Here is an 18,100-nt window from a genome sequence, read left to right as displayed (position 1 = left end):
ATTTGCGCGCGCCGAATTTGGCATACAAGATACGCAAGAATACGCAGCTGCGCTGGCCAGCGCGCAAAAGAAATTAGAGAAAGCTTTTGCGCTGCGCACGGCGCTCGGAGATGCCTATCCGGAGAGCCCCCAGCAGCAGTGGCAGATGAACAGCGAAATTTTAACTTTAGTAGATAGTGCGCTTGCGGAGTTACAGGAACAAGAATCCGCCGTGCAGAAACTGCGCGATTTGGCGGAACAAGCTGGAGAAAAGGCCGCTGAATTGGCAGAACGTTTAAAAGAAGTACAGGCAGATTTACCGCATTTAGAAGCGGAAATTTCTCATTTAGAGAGTAGTGGAAATGAAGCTTTAGTAGCACCGCTGCGCAACTACCCAAAACAGATTACGGTGCTGCTCAAGGCGGGAGAAAAAGCCTTGGCCGAGGCCCAGAATCAACTGCAGGAGAATAAGCACAATGCCGCTGTGCCTTATGTGCGAATGGCCGGAGAGAGTCTGCAGCAAGCAGAAAAACTGCGAAAACGGCTACTAGCGGCACCCGAAAAACTCGGGAAAGCCGCGGCAGAGCTAAAGGCTAATATCGCTTCTTTGCAGGAAGACGTAGACTACGCCAATCAGCTACCGCAGGCGGAGAAAAATATCTTACAAGCGCAGGCGGCGGCACAGACGGCATTAGAGAAGGCACGCCCAGCCGTGCAGGATAACTCCGGAATCGATTTGCTAGAGCTGAATGAAGAGCTGGAAAACGCAGAAATAAATTTGGATGCCGCACTGGAGAATGTACGGGAAGAAGCAGAGGCACGCCAGCGGCTACAAGCACATATTGAAAGTGCCGCAACGCAGAGCGAAAAAGCGCTGGCAGCCGCGGAAGATTTTATTAATAGCCATCGCGCCGGAGTAGATAATCGCGGGCGTACTCTGCTGGCGCGCGCTCACCAAACGCAGGCAGCGGCAGCAACTGCAGCACTATCTGAGCAGCTAGAACTGTATAAGACTGCACAAAAAGAAGCTCAGCAGGCCCTAGCAGCAGCCATGGATTCAGTGCAAACAGCTGCGGATAATGGCGATAGCGGATCTAAAAACGGCAGTATGGATGGGGTGGTAGCCGGAGTAATACTTTCCTCTATCTTCAATGGCATATTTAATTCTGGAAACTCTACCTGGGGTGGCGGCGGAAACTTTGGCGGCTCCGGGAGCTTCGGAGGTTCAGGTAATTTTGGCGGCTCGGGGAGCTTTGGTGGCTCGGGCGGCAGAAAGGGATTCTAGGAAGTATCTCCACTAGGGGCAAATTTCCCGTAAAATAGGAAACGTAAAAATACTTCAGGAAAGGTCTACTACCATGGCAGAGAAGCAATCGATTCTAGGAAGAATTGGGCAACTGGCGAAAGCTAATATAAATGCCCTGCTCGATCAGGCAGAAGATCCACAAAAAATGCTCGACCAGATGGTGCGCGATTATACAAATTCTATTGCCGAGGCAGAAGATGCCATAGCGGTGACTATCGGAAATCTACGCCTTGCTGAAGCAGATCACGCTGAAGACTTGCGCGCCGCCACCGAGTGGGGGAATAAGGCCGCAGCTGCCGTAAAGAAATTCCACGAGATGGAGGCGAGCGGCAACGCCGAAGCGGCTGAGAAGTTCAATAATTTAGCTAAGCTGGCTTTAGAGCGGCAAATTCAAGCGGAAAAAGAAGCAGAAGCAGCTGAGCCTTTAATTGAATCGCAGCGCGCCGTAGTAGAAAAACTGAAAGACGGTTTAAATTCACTGCGCGGCAAGCTAGAGAATCTAAAAAACAAACGCGATGAGTTGGTGGCGCGTCAGAAGTCAGTGCAGGCACAGAACCAAGTGCACGATGCTCTTGCCGCTGTCAATGTGCTAGATCCTACCTCGGAACTAGGGCGTTTTGAAGATAAGATTCGCCGCGAAGAAGCCGTGGCGGCAGGGCGAGAAGAAGTGGTGAGCACGTCTTTGGAAAGTCAATTTGCCGAGCTGGAAGACAGCACCGAGCAAGCTGAAGTTGCTGCCCGGCTGGAAAAATTAAAGTCAGAGGATCTCTGAAATCTAAGGATTTTTCTATTAGGTTCAGTCGGCATCTAGATTGACGCCTATATCGGAAGCCAGATCGGCGCCTATATCAACCTTCTATATCGGCGTCTATGAGCGCGGCAATTGCTTCTTTGAGGCGAGTGGTGAAATCTGCGGCAGTTTCGCCTGGTTGCCCCAGTAACGGCTGACCTATATGCATCTCTACCGGATTTTTCCCTAGCTTTGGAAATTTTGCCCCGACGGGCATCGCGTCGCGCCCACCGCGCATTGCCACTGGCAATACCGGGATTTCGAGCTGCTGAGCCAAAGCCGCGGCACCGAAGTGGAATTCACCTAGTTTTCCACTGCGGGAGCGGGTGCCTTCCGGAAAAAGTAAAATCGGCACTCCGGCGCGCAGCAACTGCTCGCTAAAGCCCGGTATTTTTTTATTAGCGCTGCTCGGAGCGGCCGGATTTGGGGTGGCTGGATTCGAAACTTCTGAATTCGGAGCGGCCGAATTTTCTGGTTGGCGGTGGCGTTTTACGGGGTATGTATTAAAGAAAAGTGACGTCAAAGCAGCCACTACGCGATTTTTATAAAAATAATCAGCTGCCGCGCCGGTGGCGAGCCGAGCCGTTATTTCCGAGGGAAGAAGGGCAAAGAGCATCGGCGCATCGAGATGCGAGGAATGATTAGCTACCACTATATAGGCACCGGGAAAAGGAGAAGCGGCACTCAGCTGCAATAATTCTTCCCCATATTGTTTTCCATATACCTCGGGGCTAAGTAAGAGATTAATCAGCGGAGAAGTGCAAAAACGGCGCACGGCTGCGCGTAGACGTCGGCGCGGCGAGCTGAGATAAGCCGGCAAGGCAGACTCTTCCGGGTTTAGCGTATCTACATCTTCTACATCTTCTACATTCTCTACATCTTCTGCAGCATCCTGCAGCCCAGCAGTTAAAGATTTCGGCTCTTGGAAGCGAAAATTACTCATTTTTCCCCTTTTCATCGGCGGCCTTTATTGAGTTTACGGGCAGCTTTGCGTACGAGCGAATCCGGTAGATGCTTAGCCAGGAAAGCCACCATTCTAATTCGCCGCGCCGGAATCACCGTATTCTTACCCTTTTCTACTCCCGCGAGGGCTTCTGCCACTACTTCTTCTGGGTTTTTCCACACCCAGTTCGGAATCGAAGAATTAGATACTCCGGTACGCGCGTGGAATTCCGTATGTACCCAACTCGGTAAGAAAGTAAGTACCTGTACGCCGGTGCCTTGTAACTCTAGGCTGAGCGAATCAGAGAAATTTTTCAACAAAACTTTAATTGCGGAATAAGCTCCCATCGGCGCCAAGGCAGCAATAGAAGAAGTATTAATAATTACTCCCGCTCCTCGCTCTTTCATCGCCACCGCTGCTGCCCCGCCTAGCTCCATGGGTGCCAATCCCATTATCTCGGCAGCACGGCGAATCTCAGAATAGTCTGTGCTGCTCAGACGCGCATAAAGACCGCATCCGGCGTTATTGACGAATACAGTTATCGGATTTTCTGCCGCCAAAAGTCGCGCTTTTATTTTTGCCACCGCGGCCGCATCCGCTAAATCTCCCGCACAAATTTCACATTCTACCTGGTAGGATTCCCGTAACTCCGCTCGGCAGCTCTGGAGTCTTGCTTCATCGCGGGCGACCAACACTATATTCATTCCGCGCTGCGCGAGTTGCCGCGCAAATTCATAGCCGATACCGGAAGTACCGCCGGTGATTAATGCCCAACCCTGCCAAGGCTGAGCAACTAACGAAACCGGACTAGAAAATTTCCGATCTTTGATCTCCATGGTACCTCCCGGAATATGCCTGCATACTCGGCTCTAGTATATATCGCATGTCCAATCGTACCGAGCAAAGTATTTTCATAGCTAAAAAATTCGGGTTTTTCTCATTTTAGGTATAGTATGGCATTCATGCGTGATTTAGGAGGCGTCGTTACTCTTAACGATGTACCGCAGTGGGTTATCCAGAATTTTATCCGAGCAGCAAAGAACGCCGGCGCACAAGCAGATGAAGAGCAGATTAAAGCCTGTTGCTTAGCTTTGCTGCGCGATTGGTGTCAAGCAGATAGGTATCACCACGATATTCACCATTTACTAGATATGTTGATGCGCCTAGATACACTTTCCTCTGAAACTTCCCACCCAGATTATTTGCGTCTAGCCTGCTGGTTCCACGGAATCGTATTTTCTACTTCTAATCAGGAAGTCTATACGCGCAACGGCGGAGAAGACGAAATCGCTTCTGCATATTTAGCGCAGGAAAAAATGCAGCAACTCGGAATGCCGGAAGAGGCCATTTCCGCTGTGCAAGGTCTTATTATTAGCTTGAAGAATCGCCCTCACACCCAGGTAACTACTAAGGAAACGGGTGCTTTTCAGGCGATAGATATGGATCAAGTGACTTTGCGCGATGCCCATCTAGGCTCGCTGGCGGTGGAGCCGCAAAAATATAAAAAGTACTTAGCAGAGTTGCGCCAAGAATACTCCCATATTCCGCTGGGGCATTTTCTCCAAGGAAGAATTGAAATTGTGCGCCGGCTTTTAGCGCGCCCGCAACTTTTTATTTCACCTCTAGCTGCACAGTGGGAGAACGTAGCTCGGCAAAATCTAAGTGCAGAATTAGAGCGCCTACAAGCTGAATTAGAAAACGCGCCCGATCTCTCGGTTCCCACGGGGGCAGAAAGTGCCGCACAGCCCACAGCTACCGCACAGCCCACAGCTAAAGAGCAAAAGACGCCGGCTTCTACGCCTGCGCCGGCTGCTGAAGCTACCCAAAATAATGTGCCTACCGCAGCAGTGAAACAAGTAGCTGGGAACGCAGAGATGGCACCTAGCGAGAATCCGGCTTTACCAAAGGCTACGCCGAGCACCGCGCCAGTAGAGAGCATAAAAACTGCCGCATCCGCTGCATCCACTGCAAGCGAAAACACTGCAGAGCCAGTAGAAAGAATAGAAAAAGCAGGCAGTGCGGAGAAAAATGCTCCGGCGTATATTTTCGAAGACGCTACGAGTGAAGAAGTGGTGCGGGCAGAAGCAGCAGCAATTAAAGAAGCCGAAACTCCGCGCTCGTCGATGGAGAATCTCGACGATGCTTTTTCTCCGGGACTTCCTAAAACTGCTGGTGGCAAGCTAGGGAACGAAGCGGAAAAGGCCGCCACAGCGGAAGATGAAGTGAAGAATCCTGAAGCGCCAGCAAAGGTACGCCCTGCTTCTGCACTGGTAGATTCAGCGGCTACTCCTGATGAAATTTCTGCTGAGCCGGTGCACGCCATGGAAGAAGCACCTGATTACTAGGCCGCCACCTATAGCGTCACCTATAAAATATCTGAAGCAGAAAATACCTGCAGAATTAAAGAGACCGCAGAGTCGATAAACGACTCTGCGGTCTTTTAGAAACTAGTCAAAGACTATGCCGAAAGCTTTAGTACATTCCGGCAGCGTCATCACCAGCAGCAGGTGCCGCCGGCGGTTCCGGCTTGTCGGCTACTACTGCTTCGGTGGTGAGGAAGAGGCCAGCAATCGAGGCTGCATTTTGCAGCGCCGAACGGGTCACCTTCACCGGATCATTGATTCCCGCAGCCAGCAAATCTTCGTATTCACCGGTAGCAGCATTCAGACCCTGGCCGGCCGGAAGTGAGCGTACTTTCTCTACTACCACTCCGCCTTCTAGGCCAGCATTTTCTGCAATCTGCTTCAGCGGAGAAGTTACGGCTACGCGCACGATATTGGCGCCGGTTTCTTCGTCACCCTGCAGCTTCAGCGAGGGGAATACATCATCCATCGCCTGCAGCAAAGCCACGCCGCCGCCCGCTACGATTCCTTCTTCTACAGCTGCCTTCGCATTCAATACCGCATCTTCAATACGGTTCTTCCGCTCTTTCAGCTCTACTTCCGTAGCTGCACCAGAGCGAATCACTGCTACACCGCCAGCGAGCTTCGCCAAGCGCTCTTGCAGCTTCTCCCGATCGTAATCCGAATCAGAGTTTTCAATCTGCGTCTTAATGGTGTGTACCCGAGCTTCAATATCTTCTGCCTTACCGGCACCATCTACGATCGTGGTGTTGTCCTTGGTCATCACTACCTTGCGAGCCTTACCGAGCATATCCAAATCGGCATTCTCGAGGGTGAGCCCCACAGTTTCCGAAATTACTTGCCCGCCGGTGAGGATAGCCATATCCTGGAGCATCTCCTTGCGGCGATCACCGAAGCCCGGTGCTTTCACAGCTGTGGACTTGAAGGTGCCACGAATCTTATTCACTACCAAAGTGGCTAAGGCTTCGCCTTCTACGTCTTCCGCAATGATTACTAGCGGCTTCCCGCTCTGCATTACTTTCTCTAGCAGCGGCAGCAAATCTTTCACATTGGAAATCTTGGATTCTACGAGCAGAATGTAGGCATCTTCTAGCGATACTTCCTGCCGCTCCGGATCGGTGACGAAGTAGGGGGAGAGATATCCCTTATCGAAAGACATACCCTCCGTAAGCTCCAGCGAAGTACCAAAAGTATTGGACTCTTCTACGGTAACTACGCCCTCTTTACCTACCTTGTCGAGAGCTTCCGCAATGAGCTCGCCGATTTCTTTATCGCCTGCCGAAATAGCAGCGGTAGCGGCAATCTCTTCTTTAGTTTCTACATCTTTTGCGTTCTTCAGCAGCTGCTCTACTACTGCTTCTACTGCCATATCGATGCCCCGGCGTAAAGCGATAGGGTTAGCTCCGGCAGCCACATTGCGCAGACCTTCTTTTACCAGTGCTTGCGCCAGTACCGTAGCGGTCGTGGTGCCGTCTCCGGCTACGTCGTCCGTCTTCTTCGCTACTTCTTTTACTAGCTCCGCGCCAATCTTTTCAAAAGGATCATCGAGGTCAATTTCTTTTGCGATGGAAACGCCGTCATTCGTAATGGTGGGAGCGCCCCACTTCTTATCCAGCACCACATTCCGGCCTTTAGGTCCGAGGGTGACTTTCACGGTGTTTGCAAGCAGGTCTAATCCCCGCTCCATGCTGCGCCGTGCTTCTTCATCAAATGCAATTAACTTTGCCATATCTTAAATTTTCCTCCTAGTGGAGTTGATTAAAATCAGCTGATGCCCGCGACGGACGGAATCATGTGCTGCGTTCACATCTCGCATTTCATAATTCCTCATCGGCTGGAAATTATCACTCTCAATCTCCGAGTGCTAATTAGATTCTGGCACTCTTCCCGCGCGAGTGCAAGATTAAAAGACGATTTGTGAAAAAATGTTCACCATTAGCAAATTTATTTGAGTCAATGCCGCTCAAGTTTGCTCGAGGAAGTATTCAAATTCCCCAATCTATGCAGCACTAATCCAAGTAAAGCTCAACTCAAAAATGCTCTGCTGGAAAATTACCGAATAACGACTGCTACTCCGCCTGCTCCACCTACGGCATCCGAATCCATCTGCACCTGCGTAATTTTCAGCTGCTTCGCTACGTCTTCCGCGGTGGCTTTCATATCTTCGGTGCCGTAGTAGACCGTAGAATCGGCAGGAACACTGGAGCGGTAATTATCGGCTTGTACCGTGGTATATCCAGCAGTGCGCAAAATATCTGCCTGCTCGGCCGCTAAGCCTTGCACACCGCGCCCATTGAGTACGCGCACTAAGGTATCGTGCTGAATCTCGGCAGCTTTTCGCTCTGCTTCGGCTTTCTCCTCTGCCGCTTTCTTTTCCGCTTCCGCCTTCTCAGCTGCCGCTTTCTTTTCCGCTTCGGCTTTTTCAGCAGCGGCTTTCTTATCTGCCTCAGCTTGTTTGCTTTGGGCAGAAGAGTGCGAACTGCTCAAATTACGCGTCACATCGCTATCGTTACTGAGTATTTGCCCGCCGACGATACCGACAATGGGCGAAATTATCAATATAGCTATTAGCCACAGCGTCCAAGCACTCACGCGCGGCTGGCGGCGATGCGCACCAATCGCTTCTCTGCCTTCTGCTAAGCGGTCAAATTCATCTTCTGCGTAATTTTCTGCCACGTCTCTAGCCTACCTTCTTTTTCCATATTCACAGCGATGCTGCCCCGTTTTAGAGGAGTTTTTCAACTCACATATTCCGAGTTATATTTCTAAGCTATTTCTGCACGTATTTCGCTGAATCTACCTGCCACCTTCTTGGCCGCGCTCCGCCAAGCGCCCCCGGCGCAGCTCCCGCAATCTATCTACCAACTGCGGATCTTGCCAATAAAAATCTGCATCATCTAATAACTTAGAAAGAATCATATAATAACGCAGCGGAGAAATACCCAATTCTTTACGAATTGCCTGCTCGCGCGTATTCGCTATTTTCCACCAACTTTTTTCAATACGCAGCACCTGCTCTTGCAGCTTCTTCGCCGCCGCTGGAGTACCCCGAGGTGTCTCGGCCATTTCCCCTCCTTTTCGATGCTGACATTCTGCTCTATCCTGCTTTATTCTATATTCTGTACTAGTTTCACTATTCTGCACTAGCTTCATTCTTTATAATACTCAGCACCTCCGAAAAATTTTCTTCCACAGGTACTCGCGCGCACTCCCAGATACCTGGGCGAAACCCTAAAACTCAAGCAGATTTTCTAGATGCTCACGCGCACTCCGAGCAGCCATCATACTAGAATAAAACTATGCGTATTCTAGCTGCTGACCAAGTGCTTGCCCCAGATTGGGCAGAGGCCCTAGCCCCGCTACGTAACCACCTAGAAGAACTAGAGAATTTTTTAGAAAACGAACAGACGGCCGGGCGGGATTTCCTTCCGGCTCCGCCGCAAATACTGCGCGCCTTCTCCTACCCGTTAGAAAAAGTAAAAGTGCTGATAGTGGGGCAAGACCCCTATCCCACTCCCGGGCATCCGATTGGATTAGCTTTTGCCGTACATAAAAAGGTGCGCCCTTTGCCGCGTTCATTGCAGAATATCTACGCCGAGCTGGAAAGCGATTTAGGAATCCCCCCTGCTGCCCACGGCGATCTTTCTTCCTGGTGTCAGCAAGGTGTGCTGCTCTTAAATCGAGTATTGACTGTGCGCCCGGCAGCACCCGCTTCTCATCGTGGAATCGGCTGGGAAACGGTGACGGAGCAAGCGATAAAAATTTTAGCCGCTCGCCCTCGCCCTTTAGTGGCAATTCTCTGGGGACGGCAAGCGCAAGAGCTGCGCCCGCTCCTGAGAGATATTCCGGTGATTGCTTCTGCTCACCCCTCACCGCTTTCAGCGCGGCGCGGATTCTTCGGCTCCCGCCCCTTTTCCCGGGCAAATCAGCTTCTTGCACAACAAGGTGCCACACCCATTAATTGGCAAATAGCAAATTAATTGGTGAATGGCGGATTAATTAGTAAATGACGGATTAGTTAGTGGATGACGAAGAATTTATCAGCACCGGCCACGAAATTAGCGAGATTACCGTAATCAACACAATTACCGTAATCAGCGTAAACTAGGCAATCCACGCAAGCCGAGCTTATTTTTTCACCCAAACACCTGTGGTGAGGTCTTCCGGGAGCTGCGCCGTGGCCGCGATAAATACCGGCTCAGCAATCCCCGCTTTCCGCTGGCGTTCATAATCTTTCAGCGCAGCTACGCCCCACTTGGCGAGAGAAATTAGCGCTACCAGATTTACGATGGTCATTACCGCCATTGCAATATCTACGCTCGCCCACACTACGTCGAGAGAAATTAACGCTCCCATTACTACCGAAATAATAGAAATTACCCGCACGCCCCAGGTGGCAATCTTCGATTTAGTCACGAAGTAGATATTGACTTCTGAATATACGTAAGCGGCGATGATAGAAGAAAAGGCCAGCACAAAAATCATTAAGGCCATCGGCACTATTGCCCAATCCCCAAGCTCATGAGCGACGGCGAAAGTGGTGAGATTCGCTGGGTTGATATCTGCACGGCTCCACACTTCCGGCCCTGCCGAAAGAATTACAAAAGCCGTCATCGTACAAACGATTATGGTATCTACAAAAACTCCGAGAGATTGAATTAACCCTTGCGATACTGGGTGCGAAACGGTGGCAGTAGCTGCCGCATTTGGAGCAGTACCCTGCCCGGCCTCATTGGAGAAGAGCCCCCGCTGAATACCGTTGATTACCGCCGCTAGTATTCCGCCTCCTAGGCCGCCTACCAGCGGTTGAGCGCTGAAAGCACTCTGTACGATACTGGCAATTATGCGGGGAAAATCGGTGATGTTTATAATTACGATTACTACTGCCATCGCCACATATATGAGTGCCATTACTGGAGCCATTATTTCGGTGACGCGGGCTACCGAGCGGATACCGCCGAGAATAATGGGTGCTGCGAAAGCAAAGAGAAGCACCGCGGTGAGCATCGGATCAGTGTTTGCCGAGCTCATCATGGTGGAAGCAATCGCATTGGACTGTACGGAAGTAATTACGATACCGCAGGTGATAGCCGTGATAATGGCAAAAATTACGGCGAGAGCTTTTGAATGCATACCGATGCTGATGTAATAAGCCGGTCCGCCGCGGAAAGTACCGTCACTCGCCCGTATCTTAAATATCTGCGCCAATACCGCTTCAAAGAAAGCGGTGGCCATGCCTACGAGAGCCACTATCCACATCCAGAAAATAGCTCCCGGGCCTCCAGCTAGCAGTGCCAAAGCTACTCCGAATACGTTTCCGACTCCTACGCGGGCAGCTAGCGAAATACAGAAGGCCTGGAAGGAAGAAATACCGCCACGCGCGCCACCCCGCGAAGAAAATACCACTTTTACCATGTGCTTAAACAGCCGCACCTGTACGGCGCGCGTGCGCCAGGTGAGATAAAGCCCTGTGCCAATCAAAATCCAGACTGTGCAGTAGAGAGTAATAAAATCTGCTACCTGGGAAATTCCTGCTGCAAGTGCTTCCACCGGTATCTCCTTATATTTTCTTTTGCGTCGAGTTATTTTTACATCGCATGGCTTGCAAACAGCCACTTTCAAGAAAAGCGTACGTAGTTTTCCCGTAATATGCTAGTTCCGCTCACAGTATGAACCGTAGCCGCGGAAAACTTTATTTATTTTTTGGGTTGCGCAGGCGCAACAAGTGAATACTGACGCCGCATCCCACCAAGGTGAGGAAGATAGTTAAATGCAGGTGAAAATCTAGCAACCACATACAAAAAATCATGCCTGCCCACATCAGTAGCAGGGTGCGGATTTTATTAACAGTACTCATTTCGTGCTTTTCATAATCGCGCAAGTATTTGCCAAATACCCGATTTTCGTACAGAAAATTGTACCAACGCTGTGAAGAGCGCGCGAAGCAAAAAGCGGAAAGCAATAAAAACGGAGTGGTAGGAAGTACCGGCAGGGCGATTCCTAGGCAGCCCAAGCCCAGAGCGAGAAAACCGATTCCTAAATAAATTATGCGCATACGCCTCTTTTTGAAATTGATAAAGAAATTAATTGAAAGGATATTCTTTATCTAAATAATTCAAAATCGCCCCTTCACGCAGTGCCCACGGGCAAATTTCAATTGTGCGCACCTTTAGGGTCTTCATTGCTCGCCACGCCACTTCGGCACCTGCCACAATTTGGTAGGTACGCTCTGGAGTAATGCCCGGGAGTTCAAGGCGCGCGCTCGCCGGAATTTTCCAGAGCCTCCCGGTCCAGTCTTCTAGATCCACGCGGGTGAGGCGGCGGCGCTCCTGCGGCCCGACTACAGCGACTAGTTGCCCACCTAGCCGCGCTAAAGAGCGGAAAGTCTTGGAGGTAGCTACCGTATGATCGGGGCTAGGCAGTTGCTTTACAATCTGCTTTAGCGATTTCATTTCTTCTTTTATGTATTCCCGCAATTCTTCCATTTCGGCGAGGGTAGGCGGATCGTGCTGTAAATAGGTATGAGTAAGCCGCCCCGCTCCCAGCGGCAGAGAAGTGGAAAATTCGGGAGCTTCGTCTAAGCCGTAGGCCACTTCGAAAGAGCCACCACCAATATCCAGCACGAGTAATCTACCGGCTGCCCAGCCGTGCCAGCGCCGCGCCGCCAAAAAAGTGAGATCGGCTTCTTCTTTACCGCTCAGTACCGTTAGCTTAATCCCAGATATTTGCTCTAATTCGGCAATAGTCTCTGGGCCGTTTTTTGCTTCCCGCAGCGCCGAAGTGCACATCCCGATAAAATCGTCAACTCCGAAAGACTGTACGAAGTTTACGGCTTTCTGCACAGCAGTGCGCAACGCGGCGCGGCCAGCTTCGTTGATTTCTCCCTCTTCCGTGAGGTACTGCATGAGCCGCACTACAGAACGGTCACCGGCAGCCGGAGAAGGGCGAGCGCCGGGATGTGCATCGACTACTAAGACATGCACCGTATTAGAACCAATATCAAGAACACCTAATCGCATAGTTCCAGAATAGTTAATTAAAAGAAATTTAGTGGCTTTTACCGAAAGTTAATGCCTAACTCCATATGTAAAAAGACAAACTATACAAACAAAGGCCGCAAAATAATGGCAGTAGAGTGCGGCCAATAGAATGAGGCGGGCACTTCTTAAGAAGTGCCCGCCTCTAGTTAGTTAGGGATTTATGCTCTCCCTATTTGCTTTCTAGGCCACCACAGAAGCCGGAGCTGCCGGCGTCTTGCGGAGAGCAGTAGCTGCAGAAGCAGCCACGCCAATGACGCCGAATATCAGCATACCGAGCATTAAGCCGCCTACTGAACCGCCTGCCATGAAGGCACGGAGGAGATCCGCCACATTCTCAATCGGCGAAAGTATTCCGAGCCCGCGCACCCAAGCAGAGGTGCCAGCCGTAATACCCATCACGATGGTGAGGCCGAGCAGTACGCCTGCCAGTGCCCGCCCAATATTGCCGAGCCAAGCGACTAGAGCGTGATTGAGGAATACGAAGGAAAGTCCAGCGACTGCTCCTACGCAAGCCATACCAACCATCACACCAACGCCTACCTCACCGATAAGGCCAGCTACTACACCGAGTACTGCACCGAGGATGCCGTTCACAATTAGCGGAGTAGTGAGGCTAGAGAGCCAGCCACCGATTCCAGCGGCTGCTACAATCTGCCGGCGGCTTGCACCTGCCGAAGCAATTAGCGCAGCGCCCCAGAGGAGGGAAGCTACCAAGACGCCTACCATGGCGAAAGTGCCGGGGGTGACTACATCTTGCTTAGTGACCGGATTGGCAGCAGCCTTGGAGAGAATTTCCTTATCCTTCGGGGTGAAGGAGGGGATTTCACCGCTGCCTTTCTTTACTTCATCCGCCAGTTGCTTATTGCCGTCAGCGAGCTGACCAGCTCCATCGTCAATGAGCATTAAGCCGGCGCTGAGTTCAGCTGCTCCGGGAGCAGCTTGCTGCAGACCTTCGGAAATCTGGCGAGCGCCATCTTGCAAAGCTAATGCGCCATCTTTACCAGCCAACTGCGAAGTACCTGCTTTCAGCTGCGCTACGCCGTCTTTCAGAGCGAGCACGCCGTCTTTACCAGCCAACTGATCTAAGCCTGCCTTCAGAGCCGGCATGGTCTCTGGATCAGTAGCGATGTAATTGATTGCACCAGCCAGAGTATCTTCCGGCTTCGCATTCGGATTCAGGTCTTTCAACGCCGGAGTAGTACCCGTTACTTGCCCAGTCGGGTGCTTAATATCTTCACCCGTAAGCAGTATCGGCTGCTTCTCGTAATTCATACCCGCGTTGAGGTCAGCCGCTCCCTTGATTAGGTGGTTCAATCCACCGGTGTAGCAAGGCTGACCGGGGCGATCTACGCTCTCCATAATTGGATTGCCAGCTGAATCTGTGCCGGTAATCTTACAAATGGAATCCGCCGGCAACAGGTTGCCAGATTCATCCAGACCATCCGTAGCGATACCGCCTGCAAAGTTGGTGGCACCCATCATGAAGAAGCCGTAGGAGAGCTGCGCCAACTTGTAATGGCACTCTGCATACTTCTTCTTCGCTTTATCAGAAGAATCGAGAGCCAAAGTAAAAGGACTTGGCAAGGGGCAAAGCTCTTCTTGGAACTTCGCAAATTGCTCAGCAGTAGGAATAAAAGATGCCGGATCATTAGTAATACCGGTGACCATCTTCGCTTCCAGAATATCCGCTACTTTATTGGTAATTGTTGGAACTAGGCCAGTCTGGCCTTCTACACTCTTGCGAACTTCGTCGATTTGAGCTTTATAGCTCGGCACTAAACCTTCCCCGGGCTGGAAAAGCATACCCATCATTAATTGCTTGGTGAGTTCATTAGCTTGTACAGCTGCCGGATCATTGATATTTACCTTGGCTACGGCACCCATTTCATCTTTGATGGAAGCTAAACCGTCGGCAATCTGCTGTACACCAGAAGCCGCACCATTCAGTACATTGCCATTCTCATCAGCCTTCATCAGACCATTCAACTGCTGCAAACCATCTAGGAGTTGGGCAGCACCCGCATCCAGTTGCTGCGCACCATCTACTAAGCCATCTTTATCGTTTACCGCCGCAGAAAGCTCTCCTACGCCGTCATCCAGCTGCTTAGCACCAGTGGCGAGCTCACCGGTACCGGCATAAAGCTCTTTACCACCATCATTGAGCTGATTAAGACCATCTACTAGCTCCGGTACTGCACCAGAAGCCTCTTTCGTACCGTCTTTCAGCTCCTTGCTGCCGTCTGCCAGCTGCCTAGTACCGTCTACCATCAGCACAAAGGAATCAGAAATCTCATTAAAGCCATCAAATACGCCAGCTGTAAAAGCCTTTGTCAATTCGGTATTCACCGTATCGGTGGCTACGCTATTCACTATTTGTGCCACTAAGCCGTCTACCAAAGTAGTGTTATCGCTTACGCGAATATCTAGTACCGACTGCTTAGTCTTAGAACCCTTCATATCGGTGAAAGAAGCAGCAGCAGAAGTGAAATCTTCCGGAATAGTCACCATCGCCGCATATTTGCCATCGGCGAGGCCCTTCTCCGCAGTACCTTTATCTACTACTTCCCAAGCGATATTGGGGTCTTCAATCATTCCCTCGGCCACCATTTTGCCGAGTAGCATTTTCTCGCCAGCTACCATGGCAGGCTTATCGTTATTTACGATTGCCCCCTTTGGCGCGGCGTTAGACGTGGCTAAACCGACGAAGATTCCCAGTACCAATAATGGCAGCAGAATCATTCCCAGAATGGTACGCCACGAAGTCTTCTTGATGTTACTCTCCGACATCAATAATCCCTTCTCTAACTATTAATCGCGGTCATCTAGATTTACCGGCCTAACCAGCAACCTTTTGACCACCTATCTGTGCAATCCACATCGATTCCGCAGACATACGATAGATGAATCTTACCATGCCTACTGTAAAAATACCTTAATTTTCAAAAATACCTTCAGAAAAAGCTAGTAAGTAAATAAAAATTCGGCGCCCAGAGGAATCCCTCTGGGCGCCGAACTAGAACCAAAAGACTACTTGGCTGGCTGTACGGAAATTTTAATATTCGCTACTACATCTTCATGCAGCTTCACGATTCCCGTAAAATCACCTACCGACTTAATCGTAGAAGCAAGATTTACTTCCCGCCGATCTATAACTTTTCCAGCCACTTCCGAAGCTGCTTTCGCCACATCCGCGGTATTCACGCCTCCGAAAAGCCGCCCGTTTGCGCCAGCTGCTTTCTGAATCACGATAGGGGCAGCCTCCAAAGCTTCCCGAGCCGCCTGTGCAGCTTCAATATCTTGCGTAGCCCGCTTCCGCCGCGCCGCCGCCATCTGGTCTATCTGCCGCTGCGCGCCTTTCGTCCAAGCCACCGCATAACCGCGCGGAATCAGGAAATTGCGGCCATAGCCGTCTTTCACCGTCACTACATCGCCGGCTACACCTAAATTACTTACATCATGGCTAAGTATGAGTTTCATTCCTGGCCTCCTTATCAGCGATTAGAGCTCGAGTAAGGCAAAAGAGCCATTTCTCGGGCATTCTTCACTGCGCGCGCAATGCGCCGCTGATCCTGTACCGATACTCCCGTCACTCGCTGAGCGCGAATCTTGCCGCGATCAGAGATGAATTTCCGCAGCGTAGCGGTATCTTTATAATCAATATGGCCTACTTTAATTTTCTTGTAAGCTACGGGCTTTTTCCGTGGCTTACGCATAGCTTGCTTTGCCATTTATTTATCCTCGTTTCGTATTCTTTGCGCTTCTAGCTCGCCCACCCCTAAATTTCGGGCTTAGCTGCATTTAAATCAAAGCGCTTACAAAAAATTATTTTTACCGGCTCATTCCTACCGGCAAGCTGTATTGCTTAGAAAGCTGAGTTTTTCGAAAACCTATGCCGCCTAGAAAGGCATTGTCGAATTCGAAGCAGCTGGTGGAGTCTCGTTCCACGGATCGTAGGAAGCCCCCTCAGCTGGAGCGCTCTGCTGTACTTGCCCTTGCAAGCCACCCGCCGCTCCAAAAGAATTATTGCCAAAAGAACTATCGCCGTATGCCGAATCGCCACCAAAGCCACTGCCATTGGCAGCTTTGCTCACCGTCGCCGTCGCAAAACGGAGACACGGCCCGATATCTTCTACCTGTATATCTACAGACGTGCCGGTAGAGCCATCGTTGCGCTTATAGGTCCGGATGAAAAGACGCCCCGTCACGATTACGCGCATACCTTTAGAAAGTGACTGATTTACATTTTCCGCATATTCCCGCCACACCGAGCAGTTAAAGAACATGGTTTCGCCATCTTCCCACTGATTGGTCTGCCGATTAAACTTCCGCGGATTATAAGCCACCGTAAAGGAAGCCACTGCCGCACCGGAACCCACGTAGCGTAAATCCGGATCAGAAGTAAGATTACCTACAATAGTAATCGTGGGATCTCCCGCCATTTTTCCTCCTGCGCTTACTCGCTAGCTTTCTGCGGCTCATAACGCAGCAGCTTCGTACGCATCACTGTTTCGTTCAGCCCTAGCTGGCGATCTAGCTCTTGCGCGGTGGCAGGTTCTACGCTCATGTATACCACTACGTAGATACCTTCCGTCTTCTTGTTGATTTCATAGGCAAGCCGCCGGCGGCCCATCACATCAACTTTATCTAGCTTGCCGCCTTCTGCCGGCACCACAGCCAATAATTTTTCGAGTGCTTTACTCAGATTACGCTCATCTACTTCTGGATCGAGGATAATCATCATCTCGTATTGACGCATTAACACCTACCTCCTCTGGTCTTCGCGGTCACGGTATTTCCGTGACAGGAGAGTCATGCAAGAGCCCAGCCTACCGGAAAAGCTCATAAAAAATCTAGATATATAGTGTATTTCTCATTACCCGGCGGGCGGCAATTCGCTCATTAACCGGCGGATGGATTTTCTCCCGACTAATTCGGATTATTGGTATGCGAGTGCTCACTAGGATCGCCAGGCCCGGGCGAATCAGAATGCGATGAAGAACCCTGCTGCTGATGCTGCAAATCGTTTTGCTGCTGATTGTTCTGCTGCTGATCGTTTTGCTGCTCTTCTTGGGAAGGCGTTGGCCGCGGAATATTGCGGTGCTTATTGCGGCGCTCAGCAGCAATCTGCGGGAACTCTACTTTCTCCATATCCGCCATAGCCACTTTCGTATATTGCCACCAAATATCCGCTGGGAAAGTACTGCCGAACACTGTGCCTACCCCACCAAAACTGGTGAGCACCTGCTCCGAACCATCTTCTCCTTGCTGGAACATATTTACTGCCGTCACCATTTGCGGAGTGTAACCCACAAACCAAGCTGATACCGGCCCGGTCGAAGTGCCGGTCTTTCCAGCGAAAGAGCGAGAATATCCCCCGAGACCACTGGCCGTGCCGCCCGCGGAAAATACAGAACGCAAAGCATAGGTAGCTTCGTTGGCCACTTCGGATTTTATTACCCGCTCACCTGCTTTCGGACTTTCATAAATTACATTGCCCGCTGCGTCACGCACTTCTTTTACGACGTGTGGCGTCACCAATTTTCCGCCATTTGCTACCACGCTATAGGAACGCGCCATCTCTTCTGCCGTCACCGACGTCGAGCCGAGCACATTTCCTAAATTGGCATCTAGACCAGGAGTATCTGCCGAAAGACCCATACTTATGGCAGTTTCTTTCGT

At 50.8% G+C, this 18,100-nt stretch carries 18 protein-coding genes; 4 read left to right on the top strand and 14 right to left on the bottom strand.

Features of this window, described 5'->3' with window-relative positions; genetic code table 11:
• Positions 1 to 1,264 (top strand): hypothetical protein (locus Q0X35_RS02595; RefSeq protein WP_297565042.1); only part of this gene is annotated, 1,264 nt, incomplete at its 5' end.
• A 73-nt stretch (positions 1,265 to 1,337) separates the two neighbouring features.
• A complete protein-coding gene (locus Q0X35_RS02590) occupies positions 1,338 to 2,057 on the top strand; it encodes a PspA/IM30 family protein (RefSeq protein WP_297565039.1) in 720 nt (239 codons plus the stop codon).
• 76 nt (positions 2,058 to 2,133) lie between these two features.
• On the opposite strand, the gene Q0X35_RS02585 is transcribed toward Q0X35_RS02590, so the two are convergent.
• Both Q0X35_RS02585 and Q0X35_RS02580 read right to left on the bottom strand, forming a co-directional pair.
• The gene (locus Q0X35_RS02585) at positions 2,134 to 3,018 is read right to left on the bottom strand and encodes a 1-acyl-sn-glycerol-3-phosphate acyltransferase (RefSeq protein ID WP_297565036.1); all 885 of its coding nucleotides are present in this window, start codon (positions 3,016 to 3,018) and stop codon (positions 2,134 to 2,136) included.
• A gap of 11 nt (positions 3,019 to 3,029) precedes the next feature.
• Positions 3,030 to 3,854, bottom strand: coding sequence for an SDR family oxidoreductase (locus Q0X35_RS02580; RefSeq protein ID WP_297565033.1), 825 nt, complete (start codon positions 3,852 to 3,854; stop codon positions 3,030 to 3,032).
• Positions 3,855 to 3,971: 117 nt separating this feature from the next.
• Between Q0X35_RS02580 and Q0X35_RS02575 the strand changes: the two genes are divergently transcribed.
• Positions 3,972 to 5,363, top strand: a complete 1,392-nt coding sequence (locus Q0X35_RS02575) for a hypothetical protein (RefSeq protein WP_297565030.1) — start codon at positions 3,972 to 3,974, stop codon at positions 5,361 to 5,363.
• A 127-nt stretch (positions 5,364 to 5,490) separates the two neighbouring features.
• Here the strand turns inward: Q0X35_RS02575 and groL are convergent, their stop codons facing one another.
• The 3 genes from groL to Q0X35_RS02560 form a co-directional block, all read right to left on the bottom strand.
• A complete protein-coding gene (gene groL, locus Q0X35_RS02570; RefSeq protein WP_297565027.1) occupies positions 5,491 to 7,110 on the bottom strand; it encodes a chaperonin GroEL in 1,620 nt (539 codons plus the stop codon).
• 323 nt (positions 7,111 to 7,433) lie between these two features.
• Positions 7,434 to 8,057, bottom strand: coding sequence for a LytR C-terminal domain-containing protein (locus Q0X35_RS02565; RefSeq protein WP_297565024.1), 624 nt, complete (start codon positions 8,055 to 8,057; stop codon positions 7,434 to 7,436).
• Positions 8,058 to 8,177: 120 nt separating this feature from the next.
• Positions 8,178 to 8,447 (bottom strand): DUF3263 domain-containing protein, encoded by a 270-nt coding sequence (locus Q0X35_RS02560; protein ID WP_297565023.1) that lies wholly within the window; start codon positions 8,445 to 8,447, stop codon positions 8,178 to 8,180.
• A gap of 233 nt (positions 8,448 to 8,680) precedes the next feature.
• Here Q0X35_RS02560 and Q0X35_RS02555 point away from each other — a divergent pair, with 233 nt between their 5' ends.
• Positions 8,681 to 9,361 carry a uracil-DNA glycosylase gene (locus Q0X35_RS02555; protein WP_297565020.1) on the top strand — a complete coding sequence of 227 codons (681 nt, stop codon included), beginning with the start codon at positions 8,681 to 8,683 and terminating at the stop codon, positions 9,359 to 9,361.
• Between the two features lie 148 nt (positions 9,362 to 9,509).
• Here Q0X35_RS02555 and Q0X35_RS02550 read toward each other — a convergent pair whose 3' ends face one another.
• The 9 genes from Q0X35_RS02550 to Q0X35_RS02510 all read right to left on the bottom strand — a co-directional run.
• Positions 9,510 to 10,931 carry a sodium:alanine symporter family protein gene (locus tag Q0X35_RS02550; protein WP_297565018.1) on the bottom strand — a complete coding sequence of 474 codons (1,422 nt, stop codon included), beginning with the start codon at positions 10,929 to 10,931 and terminating at the stop codon, positions 9,510 to 9,512.
• Positions 10,932 to 11,073: 142 nt separating this feature from the next.
• On the bottom strand, positions 11,074 to 11,436 hold the full coding sequence (locus tag Q0X35_RS02545) for a YbaN family protein (RefSeq protein ID WP_297565017.1): 363 nt from the start codon (positions 11,434 to 11,436) through the stop codon (positions 11,074 to 11,076).
• Positions 11,437 to 11,464: 28 nt separating this feature from the next.
• The gene (locus tag Q0X35_RS02540) at positions 11,465 to 12,400 is read right to left on the bottom strand and encodes a hypothetical protein (RefSeq protein ID WP_297565014.1); all 936 of its coding nucleotides are present in this window, start codon (positions 12,398 to 12,400) and stop codon (positions 11,465 to 11,467) included.
• Positions 12,401 to 12,601: 201 nt separating this feature from the next.
• The gene (locus tag Q0X35_RS02535; protein WP_297565012.1) at positions 12,602 to 15,208 is read right to left on the bottom strand and encodes a YhgE/Pip domain-containing protein; all 2,607 of its coding nucleotides are present in this window, start codon (positions 15,206 to 15,208) and stop codon (positions 12,602 to 12,604) included.
• A gap of 240 nt (positions 15,209 to 15,448) precedes the next feature.
• Positions 15,449 to 15,898, bottom strand: coding sequence for a 50S ribosomal protein L9 (gene rplI, locus Q0X35_RS02530; RefSeq protein WP_297565010.1), 450 nt, complete (start codon positions 15,896 to 15,898; stop codon positions 15,449 to 15,451).
• 14 nt (positions 15,899 to 15,912) lie between these two features.
• The gene (gene rpsR / locus Q0X35_RS02525; RefSeq protein WP_073995742.1) at positions 15,913 to 16,149 is read right to left on the bottom strand and encodes a 30S ribosomal protein S18; all 237 of its coding nucleotides are present in this window, start codon (positions 16,147 to 16,149) and stop codon (positions 15,913 to 15,915) included.
• A 168-nt stretch (positions 16,150 to 16,317) separates the two neighbouring features.
• Positions 16,318 to 16,860 (bottom strand): single-stranded DNA-binding protein, encoded by a 543-nt coding sequence (locus tag Q0X35_RS02520; protein ID WP_297565006.1) that lies wholly within the window; start codon positions 16,858 to 16,860, stop codon positions 16,318 to 16,320.
• A gap of 14 nt (positions 16,861 to 16,874) precedes the next feature.
• Positions 16,875 to 17,177, bottom strand: coding sequence for a 30S ribosomal protein S6 (gene rpsF, locus Q0X35_RS02515; protein ID WP_297565004.1), 303 nt, complete (start codon positions 17,175 to 17,177; stop codon positions 16,875 to 16,877).
• Between the two features lie 170 nt (positions 17,178 to 17,347).
• Positions 17,348 to 18,100 (bottom strand): penicillin-binding transpeptidase domain-containing protein (locus tag Q0X35_RS02510; protein WP_297565001.1); only part of this gene is annotated, 753 nt, incomplete at its 5' end.

This window comes from uncultured Arcanobacterium sp., from assembly GCF_947253055.1.
In the GTDB taxonomy this organism is placed as follows: domain Bacteria; phylum Actinomycetota; class Actinomycetes; order Actinomycetales; family Actinomycetaceae; genus Arcanobacterium_A.
The sequence above is the reverse complement of the archived record's forward strand: the minus strand, read 5'-3'. Positions and strand labels throughout refer to the sequence as shown.

Coding starts and splice junctions, on each gene's coding strand:
- rpsF (WP_297565004.1), bottom strand. CDS start 17,177: ATGCGTCAATACGAGATGATGATTATCCTCGATCCAGAAGTAGATGAG.
- rplI (WP_297565010.1), bottom strand. CDS start 15,898: ATGAAACTCATACTTAGCCATGATGTAAGTAATTTAGGTGTAGCCGGC.
- Q0X35_RS02535 (WP_297565012.1), bottom strand. CDS start 15,208: ATGTCGGAGAGTAACATCAAGAAGACTTCGTGGCGTACCATTCTGGGA.
- Q0X35_RS02575 (WP_297565030.1), top strand. CDS start 3,972: ATGGCATTCATGCGTGATTTAGGAGGCGTCGTTACTCTTAACGATGTA.
- Q0X35_RS02555 (WP_297565020.1), top strand. CDS start 8,681: ATGCGTATTCTAGCTGCTGACCAAGTGCTTGCCCCAGATTGGGCAGAG.
- Q0X35_RS02520 (WP_297565006.1), bottom strand. CDS start 16,860: ATGGCGGGAGATCCCACGATTACTATTGTAGGTAATCTTACTTCTGAT.
- groL (WP_297565027.1), bottom strand. CDS start 7,110: ATGGCAAAGTTAATTGCATTTGATGAAGAAGCACGGCGCAGCATGGAG.
- Q0X35_RS02580 (WP_297565033.1), bottom strand. CDS start 3,854: ATGGAGATCAAAGATCGGAAATTTTCTAGTCCGGTTTCGTTAGTTGCT.
- Q0X35_RS02545 (WP_297565017.1), bottom strand. CDS start 11,436: ATGCGCATAATTTATTTAGGAATCGGTTTTCTCGCTCTGGGCTTGGGC.
- Q0X35_RS02585 (WP_297565036.1), bottom strand. CDS start 3,018: ATGAGTAATTTTCGCTTCCAAGAGCCGAAATCTTTAACTGCTGGGCTG.
- Q0X35_RS02560 (WP_297565023.1), bottom strand. CDS start 8,447: ATGGCCGAGACACCTCGGGGTACTCCAGCGGCGGCGAAGAAGCTGCAA.
- Q0X35_RS02540 (WP_297565014.1), bottom strand. CDS start 12,400: ATGCGATTAGGTGTTCTTGATATTGGTTCTAATACGGTGCATGTCTTA.
- rpsR (WP_073995742.1), bottom strand. CDS start 16,149: ATGGCAAAGCAAGCTATGCGTAAGCCACGGAAAAAGCCCGTAGCTTAC.
- Q0X35_RS02590 (WP_297565039.1), top strand. CDS start 1,338: ATGGCAGAGAAGCAATCGATTCTAGGAAGAATTGGGCAACTGGCGAAA.